This is a genomic window from Gibbsiella greigii, from assembly GCF_039540155.1.
GTDB classification, from domain to species: Bacteria; Pseudomonadota; Gammaproteobacteria; order Enterobacterales; family Enterobacteriaceae; genus Gibbsiella; species Gibbsiella quercinecans.
Genome location: NZ_BAABEM010000021.1, coordinates 300,821 through 314,139, shown reverse-complemented (window position 1 = coordinate 314,139; position 13,319 = coordinate 300,821). Strand labels below are relative to the sequence as shown.

The window sequence follows — 13,319 nt, the reverse complement described above, 5'->3', positions numbered from 1 at the left end:
GGAGAATATAATGACTAAGTCTTACAGCTGCCGCGATGAGCAGTTGGTTCCCGCACGTTTTGGCAAGGCGATTCGTCTGGCTGCCGGTGAAGCCGTCCAGGTAATCAATCTGCATGGTACTCAGGTGGCGGATTGCTGGGCCTATAATGCTGACGATGTTAATGAATATATGTGCATGGAAGCTAGCCGTGTATGGAACCAACGTTTGAATCCGCAGGTCGGCGACAGCTTTATCACCAACCGACGCAATCCGATTCTGACGCTGGTGGAAGACACTTCGCCGGGCGTGCACGACACTTTTATGGCGGCCTGCGATGCCCGGCGTTATGAACTGCTTGGGTGCACAGAACCGCACCGCAACTGCCATGATAATCTGCATGAGGCGATGGCTGAACTGGGGGTTAAGTTGCCGCATGGCAACCTGGCCTCGTTGAATATCTTTATGAATATTCAGGTACAGCCGAATGGCATTACGCTGAAAACCTTGCCAACGGTCACCAAGCCTGGTGATTACATTATTTTGCGGGCGGAAATGGCCTGTTTTGTGGCGTTCTCCGCTTGTCCGCAGGATATCGTCAGTATTCAGGGGCAAGGAGATAATACGCCCCGCGATGTTGCGCTGCGTATTTTGACCGACGGCTTTTCTGGTGATGCGGTAAAAGGGCCGTGGGTACCCTAACCCTTAATTAGGCTGCCCCTCACCCCGGCCCTCTCCCAATGGGAGAGGGGGCGCATATGCGGCATGGGGCTACCCAGTGCGGATGGATGCCGATGTGTGCACGGAGATCCCCTCTCCCGGCGGGAGAGGGTTAGGGTGAGGGCGAAAGGCGATTACTTCTGATGCCGCGCGCGCAGGCAGCCGATCACCTTACTTAAATCCAGATCCTGATCCTGCAGCAGTACCAGCAGGTGATAAACCAGATCGGATGCTTCATTCGTTAGCTCGTCACGATCGTGCACCGTTGCCGCCAATGCGGTTTCCACGCCTTCTTCCCCCACTTTTTGTGCGATGCGCTTGGTGCCGCTGGCATAAAGTTTGGCGGTGTAAGAGGTATCCGGGCTGGCGTTTTTGCGCTCGGCAAGCAGCTGTTCCAACTGGTACAGGAAGCCCCAGTCGCTGGTCGCCGGGTGGAAGCAACTGCTGGTGCCCTGGTGGCAGGTTGGGCCAACCGGGTTTGCCAGCACCAGTAGCGTATCGTTGTCGCAGTCTGGCGTGATGCTCACCACGTTCAGGAAGTTGCCGGAGCTTTCGCCCTTGGTCCACAGGCGTTGTTTGGTGCGTGAGAAGAAGGTCACCTTGCCGCTTTCTTCGGTGGCTGCCAGCGCCGCTGGGTTCATATAGCCCAGCATCAGCACTTCGCCAGAGACGGCATGCTGAATGATTGCCGGCATCAGGTTATCCGTTTTTTCCCAGTCCAACTGGGCCTTTTGTTGTTCTGTTAACACACGCGAATCTCCACGCCTTGCTCGGCCAGGAACTTTTTCAGTTCGCCGATATTGATAATTTGTTTATGGAACACTGAAGCCGCCAGCGCGCCGTCAACGCCCGCATCGCGGAACGCTTCCAGGAAGTGCTCCATGGTACCCGCGCCGCCAGAGGCGATCAGCGGCACTTTGCACACGCTGCGTACCTGCTTCAGCTGTTCCAGATCGTAACCGTTGCGCACGCCATCCTGGTTCATCATGTTCAGCACGATTTCCCCGGCGCCGCGTTTTTGCACTTCCTGCACCCAGTCCAGCGTTTCCCATTGGGTGACGCGGGTGCGGTGTTCGTCGCCGGTATATTGGTTCACATGGTATTTGCCGGTGGCGCTGTCGTGCCAGGTATCGATCCCTACCACGATACATTGTACGCCAAAGCGGTCCGCCAGGCGGCTGATAAGCGTTGGGTACGCCAGCGCCGGTGAGTTGATGGATATTTTATCGGCGCCAAACGACAGGATCTGGCTGGCGTCTTCGGCGCTTTTAATCCCGCCCGCCACGCAGAACGGAATATCGATCACTTCCGCCACGCGCGAAACCCAGCTTTTATCCACCACCCGGCCATCGCTGGAAGCGGTGATATCGTAGAACACCAACTCATCTGCGCCTTCCTGCGCATAGCGCTGCGCCAGCGGCACGATGTCGCCGATGATTTCGTGGTTGCGGAACTGCACGCCTTTCACCACTTGGCCGTCTCTGACGTCCAGACACGGGATTATCCGTTTTGCCAGCATGCGATTGCCTCCTCAACGCTAAATTTACCTTCCAGCAGGGCGCGCCCAACGATCACCCCTTCCACACCGCTGCCGCGCAGCGCGGCGATATCATCCAGATTGCCGATGCCGCCAGACGCCTGGAAGGCGATCTGTGGATAACGGCTGCTGATTTCTTGATACAGCGCCACGTTGGAGCCGGCCAGGGTGCCGTCGCGGGAAATATCCGTGCACAGCACGTGTTTTAAGCCATACGGCAGGTATTGCTCCACCACCTGTTCCAGCGTGAGATCGGAGTTCTCCTGCCAGCCGCTGATGGCGACGTGCTTGTTGCCGGCGGCGTCAATGCGCACGTCCAGCGCCAGCACCATGGCATCCGCGCCGTAACGCTCGAACCACCCTTGCACCTGCTGCGGCTGTTTCACGGCGGTGGAACCCACCACCACGCGGCTGGCGCCGGCTTCCAGCAACGCGGCCACATCCTGTTCACTGCGGATACCGCCGCCAACCTGCACCGGCACGTTCACGCCGGCCAGCAGCGTGCGCAACAGCGGGATCTGGCGCGCCGCCGGATCTTTGGCGCCGGTGAGATCCACCAGATGCAGCACTTGCGCGCCCTGTTGCTGATAATCCTGCAGGCGCAGCAGCGGATCGTTGCCGTAGGCGCGCTGCTGGCCGTAATCGCCCTGATGCAGACGCACCACGTTGCCGTCGATCAAATCCAAAGCGGGAATAATCATGCTGCCTACATCTCCAGAAAGTTTTTCAACAGTTGCGCGCCGGCGGCTCCAGAACGTTCTGGATGAAACTGCACGCCGTAGAAATTGTCTTTTTGCACGGCGGCGGTGAAGGGCTCGCCGTAGTTCGCCTGGGCAATGGTGCTTGAGCATAGGGGCATCGCATAGCTGTGAACGAAATAGAAGTAGGCATCGTCCTCGATGCCGCGGAACAGCGGGTGGCCAGCCTGCGGCGTCACCTGGTTCCACCCCATGTGCGGCAGCGGCAGACCGAAATCGGTCATCAGCTTCACCGGGGTATCGATAATGCCCAGCGTTTTGACGCCGCCATTCTCGTCGCTGCCCGAAGCCAGCAGCTGCATGCCCAGGCAGATGCCGAGCACCGGTTGGGTGCTGGCTTTGATCAGCGCAATCAGTTCACGCGCTTCCAACTGATCCATCGCCGCCTGCGCGGTGCCCACGCCCGGCAGGAACAGTTTGTCGGCGCTGAGCACGATTTTCGGATCGCGGCTGATTTTGGGCTGATAGCCCAACCGCTGTACCGCATAGGTGACGGAAGAGAGATTGGCGCAGCCGGTATCCAGAATCACCACGTTCATCACAGCACTCCTTTCGAACTCGGGAGGGTGTTGCCCTCAACGCGAATCGCCTGGCGCAGCGTGCGGCCAAACGCTTTGAACAGGCTTTCTACCCGATGATGGTCGTTCTTGCCTTTGGTTTTCAGGTGCAGGGTGCAACCCATGGTGTAAGACAGCGAGCTAAAGAAGTGCTCGACCATTTCGGTGCTCAGATCGCCCACGCGTTGGTAGCTGAACTCGGCCTTGTATTCCAGGTGCGGCCGGCCGGAGATATCCATCGCACAGCGCGCCAGGCATTCGTCCATTGGCAGCACAAAACCAAAGCGCGCAATGCCGCGTTTATCGCCCAGCGCCTTGTTCAACGCTTCGCCCAGCGCCAGCGCGGTGTCTTCCACCGTGTGGTGATCGTCGATGTACAGATCGCCGTTCACCTGGATATCCATACGGAAGCCGCCGTGGGTGGCGATTTGATCCAGCATATGATCAAAGAAGCCAACGCCGGTTTTAATCTTGCTGCCGCCTTCGCGATCCAACCAGACGTTAACATCAATCTGGGTTTCTTTGGTGACGCGGTTAACGTGCGCATGGCGATCGCGCTGGGTAAGGCGGCGGGTGATTTCTTTCCAGTCAAAGGTGTCCCGTTGGTACAGCAACCCTTGAATCCCCATGTTTTCGGCCAGTTGCAGATCGGTTTGGCGATCGCCGATCACATAGCTATTGGCGGCGTTCATCACGCCCGGCTCCAGGTAGCCTTTGACCATTGCGATTTTCGGCTTGCGGCAATCGCAGTTGTCTTCCGGCTTGTGCGGGCAGATCAGGATATTTTCGAAGGTGATCCCCTGGGAAGTGAGGATCTGCATCATCAGGTTGTGCGGCGGATCGAAGGTTTCCTGCGGGAAGCTGGCGGTACCAAGGCCATCCTGGTTGGTGATCATCACCAGCGTATAGCCTGCCTTCTGCAGGGCCAGCAACGAAGGGATCACGTCTGGCTCCAGCGCCAGTTTATCCAGGCGGTCGACCTGGAAATCTTCGGGTGGCTCAGCAATCAGCGTGCCGTCACGGTCGATAAAGAGAAATTTCTGACTCACATTGGCTCCTGACGAGTTAAGGCTGTGCCGCGCAACCGGGCAACAGCCATGATATTAAACGCCCTGAATTACTTCGCGGGCAGGGCATTAAGTGCGTCAACGACGCGCTGACATTCTTCGCGGGTGCCGATGGTGATGCGCAGGCAGCCGTTTAACCCAGGTTGTTTACTTTGATCGCGCAAGATAATGCCCTGATCCCACAATGCCTTGAACGCATTGCTGGCCGGCGTGAAGCGCGCCAGCAGGTAATTGCTCTCGCTGTCGTAAACCTGTTCAACACAAGCGCAGTTTTGCAACGCCTGTTGCAGCCAGCGGCGGTTGCTGGAAACTTCCGCTACCCGTTGGCGCATAATGGCGATGCCCTCTGGGCTCAGCGCCTGGGCTGCGATATCGGCCACCGGCGTAGAGAGCGGGTAAGGGGCGATCACTTTCAGCAGCAGGGCGATAAGATCCGCATTCGCCAGCGTAAAACCGCAGCGTAGCCCGGCCAGCGCAAAGGCTTTGGACAGGGTGCGCAGCACCGCCAGGTGCGGGTAATCACGCAGCCAACCGGCCACGCTCGCCTGCGGGCAGAACTCGATGTACGCCTCGTCAACCGCCACGATCGCTTTGCCTTGCGCCATATCCAGCAGCGTGCGCAGATCGTCTGGGTTGATCAGGCTGCCGGTGGGGTTGTTCGGGCTGCACACATAAATCACCTTAACCCGGTCCAGGCTGTCGGCGATGGTGGCCAGATCCAACTGCCAGTCGGCTTTGGCCGGGATAACGCGCCGCTCAACGCCCAGCGTTTCGGCGCTGACGGTGTACATGCCGTAAGTCGGTGGGCAGAACAAAATGGCATCTTTGCTGGGCTCGCAGAAGGCGCGGATCAGCAATTCGATGCTTTCATCGGCACCGCGGCTGACCAGCACCTGCTCTTTTTTAACGCCGGCGTAATCGGCGTAGCGTTCGATCACCTGCGCAGGCTGACATTCCGGGTAACGGTTCAGCGTCTGCTGGCTGAGCTGGAACGCCGGCGGCAGTGGGTATTCGTTGGCATTCAGCCACACATCGCCGTTGCCGCCCAGACGGCGGGCCGACTGGTAAGGGGTAAGCTCGCGCACATTCTGGCGCGCCAGTTGTTCAATGCTCATGCTTGCTCCTTCAGGGCGGCGACGCGTAAGGTCACGGCATTTTTGTGCGCGATTAACTGTTCGGCGGCGGCCAGGGTTTCGATGGTGGCAGCCAGGCTGCTAAAGCCCTGCGGCGTCAGTTCCTGCACCGTCATGCGTTTTTGGAAATCCGCCAGCCCCAGGCTGGAATAGGTGGCGGTGTAGCCATAGGTTGGCAACACGTGGTTGGTGCCGGAAGCATAATCGCCGGCGGATTCCGGTGACCAATCCCCCAGGAACACCGAACCGGCGCTGGTGATGCCGTCGACCAGTTCACGGGCGTTGCGGGTTTGGATAATCAGGTGCTCCGGGCCGTACTGGTTACTGATGGCGACGCATTCTGCCAGATCTTTCGCCACAATCAGGCGGCTGCTGGCCAGAGCCTGGCGCGCGGTTTCGGCACGCGGCAATGTCGCCAACTGCTGTTCCACAGCGCCGGCGACCGCTTGGGCGATGGCCGCGTCCGGGGTGAGCAGGATCACCTGGGAGTCCGGGCCGTGCTCGGCTTGCGAAAGCAAATCTGAAGCCACGAATGCCGGGGTGGCGCCGCTGTCGGCGATCACCAGCACTTCTGAAGGCCCGGCCGGCATGTCGATGGCCGCGCCGTCAAGGCGCTGGCTGATTTGGCGTTTGGCTTCGGTGACGAAGGCGTTGCCCGGGCCGAAGACTTTATCCACGCGCGGTACGGATTCGGTGCCGAAGGCCAGGGCGGCAACTGCCTGTGCGCCGCCGACCTGGAACACTTCCTGCACGCCGCACAGCTTCGCCGCATACAAGATCTCATCGGCGATTGGCGGCGGCGAGCACAGCACCACGCGGCGGCAGCCGGCAATGCGCGCTGGCGTCGCCAGCATCAATACGGTGGAGAACAACGGTGCGGAGCCGCCGGGAATGTATAGGCCGACGGACTCGATCGGGCGGGTAACCTGTTGGCAACGCACGCCCGGCTGGGTTTCCACATCCACCGGCGGCAGAATCTGTGCATTGTGGAAGGTTTCCACATTGGCAACGGCGGTGGCCATCGCCTGCTTGATCTCATCGCCCAGGCGCGCGCTGGCCTGTTCTATCTGTTCTGGCGTAACGCGCAGCGTATCGACCGCCGTTTTGTCAAATTTGGCGCTGTATTCCCGCAGGGCGTTGTCGCCGTTGGCTTTTACGTTGTCGAGGATCTCGCGCACCGTGCGGGTAATGCTGTCTGAAGCGGAAATCGCTGGGCGCATCAGCAGTGCCGTGCGCTGTTCCGCACTGCATTCTGCCCAATTGACGACGGTATTGAAATTCGACATGGCGTGTTACTCCATCATTTTTTCAATTGGCAATACCAGGATTGAGCTGGCGCCCAGGGCCTTCAGGTTTTCCATCGTTTCCCAGAACAGCGTTTCGCTGCTGACCATGTGCATTGCCACGCGGTTTTGCGAACCGGCCAGTGGCAGGATGGTTGGGCGTTCGGCGCCCGGCAGCAGCGAAACGATCTCATCCAGGCGTTCGCTTGGCGCGTGCAGCATGATGTATTTGGATTCGCGGGCTTGAATCACGCCCTGGATACGGGTTAACAGTTTATCGATCAGTTGCTGCTTGGCTTCCGGCATTTCGCCGTCGCGCTGGATCAGGCAAGCCTTGGAGCGGTAAATCACTTCCACTTCGCGCAGGCCGTTGGCTTCAAGGGTGGCGCCGGTAGAGACCAGATCGCAGATGGCGTCGGCCAGGCCGGCGCGCGGTGCGACTTCGACCGAACCATTCAGCAGGCAGGATTTGAAGCGAACGCCTTGTTTATCGAGGTATTGTTTCAGCAGGTGTGGGTAGGAGGTGGCGATGCGGGCGTCTTGCAGGCTTTGCGGGCCGGTGTATTCGCAATCCAGCGGTGCGGCCAGCGACAGGCGGCAACCGCCGAAGTCCAGGCGGCGCAGGGTGAAGTAACGTGGGTCTTCGCCCTGTGCCCGGCGATCGAGCAACTCTTCTTCCAGCACGTTTTCACCGATGATGCCCAGATCGACCACGCCATCCATTACCAGGCCGGGAATATCGTCATCACGAACGCGCAGAATATCAATCGGCATGTTTTCCGCAAAGGCGATCAGGCGTTGCTGCTGCAGATTGATTTTGATACCGCAACGCGCCAGCAGCTCCTGGGAATCTTCGCTCAGGCGGCCTGACTTCTGCATTGCTATCCGTAAACGTGTTTTGTCCAGCATGGTAACCTCTGTTTAACCTGTAATTTTATGAATTTATTAAAAATAACGCTTAATCTGTCTGTCCGGATCCAAAAAAAAACCCTCGGAAGGAATCTTCCGAGGGCTCTCTCTTGCATTCTGCTAGCCACTGGAAGATCCGTAAACCGTCTTCCAGCACACATCCGCCTGAAAGACTAGTCAGGATGATGGTGATGATGGTGGTTGAACTGAATGCGTGTCATTGTGTTTTCTCTTGAAAATGCCGTACTGACTGAATTGCTAATTAACCTAAACTATACAGGGGGTTTTATGCAACCCTTTTTTGCCCGCATAATTTTAATTTATTGAAACAGTATGAATTAATCCCTGAAATAACTGGCGTGGCGGCCAATGCCTTTGCGGCTGGTAATATGACATATATAAGGTGGATGCTGATTTACCGAACGTTACGCGCCGCAGATTGTATCACCCGCAGGACAGGCGTAGCCTGAAACCCCTAGGCGCGGCGATCTTCAGGAGAGGAAGATATGAAAAAAGTAGCCATTGTTGGCCTTGGCTGGTTGGGTATGCCGTTGGCGCTGTCGTTGATGGGGCGCGGCTATAAGGTGGTCGGCAGTAAAACCACGCCGGACGGCGTTGAAGCCGCACGGATGAGCGGCATTGAATGCTACCGGCTGGAGCTGACGCCGGAACTGGTTTGCGATCCGGACGATCTGGAGCAACTGCTGCGCGTCGATGCGTTAGTGATCACGTTGCCGGCGCGGCGCACGGTCGAGGGCAGCGCAGGGTACTTTGAAGCGGTACGAATGCTGGTGGATAGCGCCATGGCCTTTGGCGTGCCTCGCATTATTTTCACCAGTTCCACCTCCGTTTATGGTGAAACCACCGGCACGCTGCGCGAAGATGCGCCCTTGCGGCCGAATACGCCTTCCGGCCGGGTGTTGGTTGAGCTGGAACGCTGGCTGCATGAGCTGCCGAATACCTCGGTAGATATCCTGCGGCTGGCCGGGCTGGTTGGAGCCGATCGCCACCCGGGGCGCTTCCTGGCGGGAAAAGTGGATGTGAAGGGCGGCTCGCAGGGGGTTAACCTGGTGCATCAGGATGATGTGATCGCGGCGATCCAACTGCTGTTGCAGCGGCCGAAAGGCGGCCACGTCTATAACCTGTGTGCGCCGGGCCACCCGGTGAAAAAAGCGTTCTATCCGGCGCTGGCCGAGCAGTTGCATCTGGAACCGCCACGCTTTGCGGATGAGGTGGAACAGGATGGCCGGCTGATCAACGGCAACCGGATTTGTAGCGAACTGGGGTTTGAATATCAATATCCCGATCCGGCACGGATGCCGGTGAGCTGAACTTTCGCCCGCGCGCGCTGGCCGCGGGCCAAACGCCACGCCTATCCATATCGTGGGCTAAACTGACAGGGACCGTTTTCCAACGCCCCGGAGGCGCCCATGCTTCGTCATTATCTGATTAGCGGACTTTTGTTGATTAGCAGCGGCCTGCTGTACGCGGCGCCGGTCGTCACGCAATTGCAGGATCGGCTTGAACACCCGTGGGCGCTGGCATTTTTACCCGGCGAGCAGGGGATATTGATCACCGAACGGCCAGGGCGGCTGCGGCTATGGCAAGCGGGCAAGGGGCTGTCGCCGCCGATTACCGGTGTGCCACAGGTGTATGCCCGCGGGCAGGGGGGCTTGATGGATGTGGCGCTGGCGCCGGACTTCGCCAGCAGCCGTCTGGTCTATTTGAGCTTTGCGCAAGCGGCGCCGGGCGGCAAAGCGGGCACCGCGGTTGGCGTGGGACGCCTGAACGCGGCCAACACGCAGTTGGATGATTTTCGGGTATTGTTGCACCAGCAACCCGCGCTTTCGACCGGCAACCATTTTGGCTCGCGCTTGGTTTTTGATCGTCAGGGTTACCTGTTCATTACGCTGGGCGAAAATAACCAACGGCTAACGGCGCAGGATCTGGACAAACTGCAGGGTAAGGTTGTGCGCCTGACGGCTACGGGGGCCGTGCCTGCCGATAACCCGTTTGTCGGCCAGGCAGGCGCACGCCCGGAGATTTGGTCCTATGGCCACCGGAATGCGCAGGGAATGGCGCTCAATCCGTGGTCCGGGGAAGTGTGGCTGCACGAGCACGGGCCGCGCGGTGGCGATGAGATCAATATTCCCCAGGCCGGCAAGAACTATGGCTGGCCGCTGGCGACCCACGGCGTTAACTATTCCGGGCTGGCGATCCCCGAAGCCCAGGGCCCGCAAGCGCCCGGCACCGAGCCGCCGCTTTACTATTGGCAGGCCTCCCCCGCGGTGAGCGGAATGGCATTCTATAACGCCACGCGCTTTCCAGCCTGGCGGCATTCGCTCTTTATTGGTGCGCTGGCCCATCGTTCGCTGCTGCGCCTGACGCTGGAGGGAAATAAGGTGGTGGCGGAAGAAACCCTGTTGGCCGATCGCGGGCAGCGCATCCGGGATGTGCGCGTGGGGCCGGATGGTTATCTCTACCTGCTGACCGACGAGGAAAACGGCAAACTGCTGCGCGTGGGGGAATCGTAAACCCGGGTTTTGGCCGGCAATCGTGCGTGCGGGCCGCTGCCCCCAGCGCCCCGCACGCCGGCAAAACCCGTGGGCTAACGTTCCCAGTAGCGGATTTCCCAACCGTGTTGCAGCGCCAGCGCGTGCAAATCGCTGTCTGGGTTGATCACCGTGGCGCTGTCGGCGAACGCCAGCAGCGCTTTATCGTTGATCGAGTCGCTATAGCTGTGGCTATGGCCGAAACGTAACGCCGGGTGTTGTGCCTGCCATTGTTGCAGGCGGGTGACCTTGCCTTGCTGATAAGTTGGCGTGCCATAGATGCTGCCGGTAAAGCGCCCCTCTTTGATCTCTACGCCAACCGCCAGTGCGCCATCGGCGCCCAATTGGCTGGCGATCGGCGCCACCAGATGTTCGCCGCTGGCGGAAACGATCAGAATGTAGTCGCCGCGTTCACGGTGCCATTGCAGGCGTTCACGCGCCGCTGGGTAGACGCGTGGCAGAATGTCGCGCTGCACGTACCGGGCAATCCAACCGGCAACGGTCTGGGCGCTGAGCCCTTCCAGCGGGGCCAGGGTGGCGCGCATATAATCCTCTATCGCCAGCGTCCCCTGATAATAGCGCTGCATCAGTTGCTGTTCCTGCTGCTGCAAGGCTTCAGGCGCAAAGCCCTGGGCCACCAGCCAGCGTAGCCACAGGCTGGTGCTGTCGTCATCTATCAGGGTTTCATCCAGATCGAACAGGGCTAAATCCATCGGTTTTCTCCGGCTGTCTGTGAATACTCAGCATAGCGGATAACGCTTACCGCCAGCCAGCAAAGATGCTGATTAAACGGCGCTCTGGTCATGATAAAAAAAGCGCATGACAATTCGGCGGCAGTTTGTTGACGATTCACATAACAGGCTGGCCATTTTTCTGCACATGTACAGTTATGTAAAAATGCTGAAAATTGATGCTAAACCCTGCAAAAATAAGATGAATCTAATAAACTCACTAAAAGGCGTTTCGGGTGCGCTCCTTTCTTTGAGTGCGGCCGCAGGGAGTCTGCGGCAGATGCAGGCGCACCGGGCTGCTTTCGCTGGTTGGCTGAAAACGTAAACATGTTTGAAAGTTAACGCTACTTCAATAGGTTGAATGGATACTCTGGCGACGCATGATGAAAAGACACTTTCCCCACTCATTAAAACGGCTGACGTTTTGCGTCGGCGTTCTTTTATTGGCCGTACCCGCCGTGCAAGCTGCAGAGCCCCCGGCCGCGCCGCAGATTGACGCAAAAGCCTTTGTGCTGATGGATTATAACAGCGGCACGATTCTGGCCGAAGGCAACCCTGATTCCCGTCTGGATCCCGCCAGCCTGACCAAAATCATGTCCAGCTATGTCATTGGCCAGGCGGTTAAGGCCGGCAAGATTAAGCCGACCGATATTGTTACCGTGGGCAAAGACGCCTGGGCAACCGGCAACCCAGTGCTGCGGGGTTCCTCTTTGATGTTTATCAAGCCGGGCGATCAGGTGCCGGTGTCTGAATTGAACAAAGGGGTGGTGATACAGTCCGGCAACGATGCCAGCATCGCATTGGCCGATTATGTGGCCGGCAGCCAGGACGCTTTTGTTGGCTTGATGAACAACTATGCCAACAGCCTGGGGCTGCAGAATACGCATTTCCTGACGGTGCACGGGTTGGATGCGGAAGGGCAATACAGCACGGCGCGCGATATGGCGCTGCTGAGCCAGGCGTTGATCCGCGATGTGCCGGAAGAATATGCGCTGCATAAAGAAAAAGAGTTTACCTTTAACAAGATTCGCCAGGTAAACCGCAACCGTCTGCTGTGGAGCTCCAACCTGAATGTAGACGGTATCAAAACCGGCTATACCAGCGGCGCTGGGCATAACCTGGTGGCTTCCGCCACCGATGGCCCCATGCGTTTGATTTCCGTGGTGCTGGGCGCGCCGAGCGATCGCGTGCGCTTTAGTGAAAGCGAAAAGCTGCTGACCTGGGGCTTCCGTTTTTATGAAACCGTCACGCCGATCAAGGCTGACAAACCCTTTGTGACCCAGCGGGTGTGGTTCGGCGAGGTGAGCGAAGCGCCGTTGGGTGTGGCGAAAGATGCGGCGATCACCATCCCGAAAGGGCAGATGAAAAATCTGAAGGCCAGCTACAAGTTGACCCAGCCAACGCTTGAAGCGCCACTGGCGAAGAACCAGGTGGTCGGCACGATTGATTTTCAACTGGACGGCAAAACGATTGAGCAGCGGCCGCTGGTGGTGATGCAGGAAGTGAAAGAAGGCAACTTCTTTAGCCGGATTTGGGACCGCATCGTGATGACGGTGACCCAGTGGTTTAGCAGTATCTTTGGCTGATTAACCCCCTCACCCTAACCCTCTCCCCAAGGGAGAGGGGACAGTTCGCGCCCGGTTTGGGCAACGGTGCGCTAACTTCGCCCTCACCCTAACCCTCTCCCAAGGGAGAGGGGACAGTTCGCGCCCGGTTTGGGCAATGGTGCGCTAACTTCGCCCTCACCCTAACCCTCTCCCCAAGGGAGAGGGGACAGTTCGCGCCCGGTTTGCGCAACGGTACGCTAACTTCGCCCTCACCCTAACCCTCTCCCAAGGGAGAGGGGACAGTTCGCGCCCGGTTTGGGCCACGGTGCGCCAACTTCACCCTCACCCTGACCCTCTCCCCAAGGGAGAGGGGACAGTTCGCGCCCGGTTTGGGCAATGGTGCGCTAACTTCGCCCTCACCCTGACCCTCTCCCAAGGGAGAGGGGACGGTCCGAGCTCGGTTGGGGCAACGGTCTGCTAACTTCGCCCTCACCCTAATCCTCTCCCTAAGGGTGAGGAAATAGTTTGCGTCAGGTTTGGCAAATGAA

Annotated in this window: 14 protein-coding genes and 1 other annotated feature; of the genes, 4 read left to right on the top strand and 10 right to left on the bottom strand. The window is 58.7% G+C overall.

The genetic code is table 11. The features are described from left to right. The first annotated feature begins 10 nt into the window (after positions 1–10). Positions 11–679 carry a DUF1989 domain-containing protein gene (locus AC559G_RS15800; RefSeq protein ID WP_498913184.1) on the top strand — a complete coding sequence of 223 codons (669 nt, stop codon included), beginning with the start codon at positions 11–13 and terminating at the stop codon, positions 677–679. 152 nt (positions 680–831) lie between these two features. Here the strand turns inward: AC559G_RS15800 and hisIE are convergent, their stop codons facing one another. From hisIE to hisL, 9 genes are all read right to left on the bottom strand, one after another. After that, entirely contained in the window at positions 832–1,446 is a 615-nt protein-coding gene (hisIE, locus tag AC559G_RS15795) for a bifunctional phosphoribosyl-AMP cyclohydrolase/phosphoribosyl-ATP diphosphatase HisIE (RefSeq protein WP_462615597.1), read from the bottom strand. Then, a complete protein-coding gene (gene hisF, locus AC559G_RS15790) occupies positions 1,440–2,216 on the bottom strand; it encodes an imidazole glycerol phosphate synthase subunit HisF (protein ID WP_498913183.1) in 777 nt (258 codons plus the stop codon). The genes hisIE and hisF overlap by 7 nt, the downstream gene beginning before the upstream one ends. Next, positions 2,198–2,935, bottom strand: coding sequence for a 1-(5-phosphoribosyl)-5-[(5-phosphoribosylamino)methylideneamino]imidazole-4-carboxamide isomerase (gene hisA / locus AC559G_RS15785; RefSeq protein WP_121525643.1), 738 nt, complete (start codon positions 2,933–2,935; stop codon positions 2,198–2,200). The genes hisF and hisA overlap by 19 nt, the downstream gene beginning before the upstream one ends. Before the next feature lie 5 nt (positions 2,936–2,940). Further along, on the bottom strand, positions 2,941–3,531 hold the full coding sequence (gene hisH, locus AC559G_RS15780; protein ID WP_438596587.1) for an imidazole glycerol phosphate synthase subunit HisH: 591 nt from the start codon (positions 3,529–3,531) through the stop codon (positions 2,941–2,943). Beyond that, positions 3,531–4,598, bottom strand: a complete 1,068-nt coding sequence (gene hisB, locus AC559G_RS15775) for a bifunctional histidinol-phosphatase/imidazoleglycerol-phosphate dehydratase HisB (RefSeq protein ID WP_498913182.1) — start codon at positions 4,596–4,598, stop codon at positions 3,531–3,533. Before hisB ends, hisH begins: the two co-directional genes overlap by 1 nt. A 68-nt stretch (positions 4,599–4,666) precedes the next feature. Beyond that, positions 4,667–5,731 (bottom strand): histidinol-phosphate transaminase, encoded by a 1,065-nt coding sequence (gene hisC / locus AC559G_RS15770; protein ID WP_498913181.1) that lies wholly within the window; start codon positions 5,729–5,731, stop codon positions 4,667–4,669. Then, complete coding sequence (gene hisD, locus AC559G_RS15765; RefSeq protein WP_498913180.1) at positions 5,728–7,035, bottom strand: histidinol dehydrogenase; 1,308 nt, start codon at positions 7,033–7,035, stop codon at positions 5,728–5,730. The genes hisC and hisD overlap by 4 nt, the downstream gene beginning before the upstream one ends. A gap of 6 nt (positions 7,036–7,041) precedes the next feature. Beyond that, positions 7,042–7,941, bottom strand: coding sequence for an ATP phosphoribosyltransferase (gene hisG, locus AC559G_RS15760; protein WP_279028106.1), 900 nt, complete (start codon positions 7,939–7,941; stop codon positions 7,042–7,044). Between the two features lie 70 nt (positions 7,942–8,011). After that, positions 8,012–8,139: a sequence feature (His leader region), on the bottom strand. Beyond that, entirely contained in the window at positions 8,115–8,162 is a 48-nt protein-coding gene (gene hisL, locus AC559G_RS15755) for a his operon leader peptide (RefSeq protein WP_110605893.1), read from the bottom strand. Its footprint overlaps the feature before it by 25 nt. A gap of 285 nt (positions 8,163–8,447) precedes the next feature. On the opposite strand from hisL, the gene AC559G_RS15750 reads away from it, so the two are divergent. After that, a complete protein-coding gene (locus AC559G_RS15750) occupies positions 8,448–9,272 on the top strand; it encodes an SDR family oxidoreductase (RefSeq protein ID WP_498913179.1) in 825 nt (274 codons plus the stop codon). A gap of 99 nt (positions 9,273–9,371) precedes the next feature. Beyond that, positions 9,372–10,475, top strand: a complete 1,104-nt coding sequence (locus AC559G_RS15745) for a PQQ-dependent sugar dehydrogenase (protein WP_498913178.1) — start codon at positions 9,372–9,374, stop codon at positions 10,473–10,475. A gap of 74 nt (positions 10,476–10,549) precedes the next feature. Here the strand turns inward: AC559G_RS15745 and AC559G_RS15740 are convergent, their stop codons facing one another. Continuing rightward, positions 10,550–11,206, bottom strand: coding sequence for an HAD family hydrolase (locus tag AC559G_RS15740; protein WP_498913177.1), 657 nt, complete (start codon positions 11,204–11,206; stop codon positions 10,550–10,552). Positions 11,207–11,604: 398 nt separating this feature from the next. On the opposite strand from AC559G_RS15740, the gene AC559G_RS15735 reads away from it, so the two are divergent. After that, complete coding sequence (locus AC559G_RS15735) at positions 11,605–12,810, top strand: serine hydrolase (RefSeq protein WP_498913176.1); 1,206 nt, start codon at positions 11,605–11,607, stop codon at positions 12,808–12,810. Positions 12,811–13,319: the final 509 nt, after the last annotated feature.

What these genes read in the sequence shown, in the direction of transcription:
- hisG (WP_279028106.1), bottom strand. Translation starts at nt 7,941, where the DNA reads ATGCTGGACAAAACACGTTTACGGATAGCAATGCAGAAGTCAGGCCGC.
- AC559G_RS15800 (WP_498913184.1), top strand. Translation starts at nt 11, where the DNA reads ATGACTAAGTCTTACAGCTGCCGCGATGAGCAGTTGGTTCCCGCACGT.
- AC559G_RS15750 (WP_498913179.1), top strand. Translation starts at nt 8,448, where the DNA reads ATGAAAAAAGTAGCCATTGTTGGCCTTGGCTGGTTGGGTATGCCGTTG.
- hisC (WP_498913181.1), bottom strand. Translation starts at nt 5,731, where the DNA reads ATGAGCATTGAACAACTGGCGCGCCAGAATGTGCGCGAGCTTACCCCT.
- hisH (WP_438596587.1), bottom strand. Translation starts at nt 3,531, where the DNA reads ATGAACGTGGTGATTCTGGATACCGGCTGCGCCAATCTCTCTTCCGTC.
- hisF (WP_498913183.1), bottom strand. Translation starts at nt 2,216, where the DNA reads ATGCTGGCAAAACGGATAATCCCGTGTCTGGACGTCAGAGACGGCCAA.
- AC559G_RS15745 (WP_498913178.1), top strand. Translation starts at nt 9,372, where the DNA reads ATGCTTCGTCATTATCTGATTAGCGGACTTTTGTTGATTAGCAGCGGC.
- AC559G_RS15740 (WP_498913177.1), bottom strand. Translation starts at nt 11,206, where the DNA reads ATGGATTTAGCCCTGTTCGATCTGGATGAAACCCTGATAGATGACGAC.
- hisA (WP_121525643.1), bottom strand. Translation starts at nt 2,935, where the DNA reads ATGATTATTCCCGCTTTGGATTTGATCGACGGCAACGTGGTGCGTCTG.
- hisD (WP_498913180.1), bottom strand. Translation starts at nt 7,035, where the DNA reads ATGTCGAATTTCAATACCGTCGTCAATTGGGCAGAATGCAGTGCGGAA.
- AC559G_RS15735 (WP_498913176.1), top strand. Translation starts at nt 11,605, where the DNA reads ATGATGAAAAGACACTTTCCCCACTCATTAAAACGGCTGACGTTTTGC.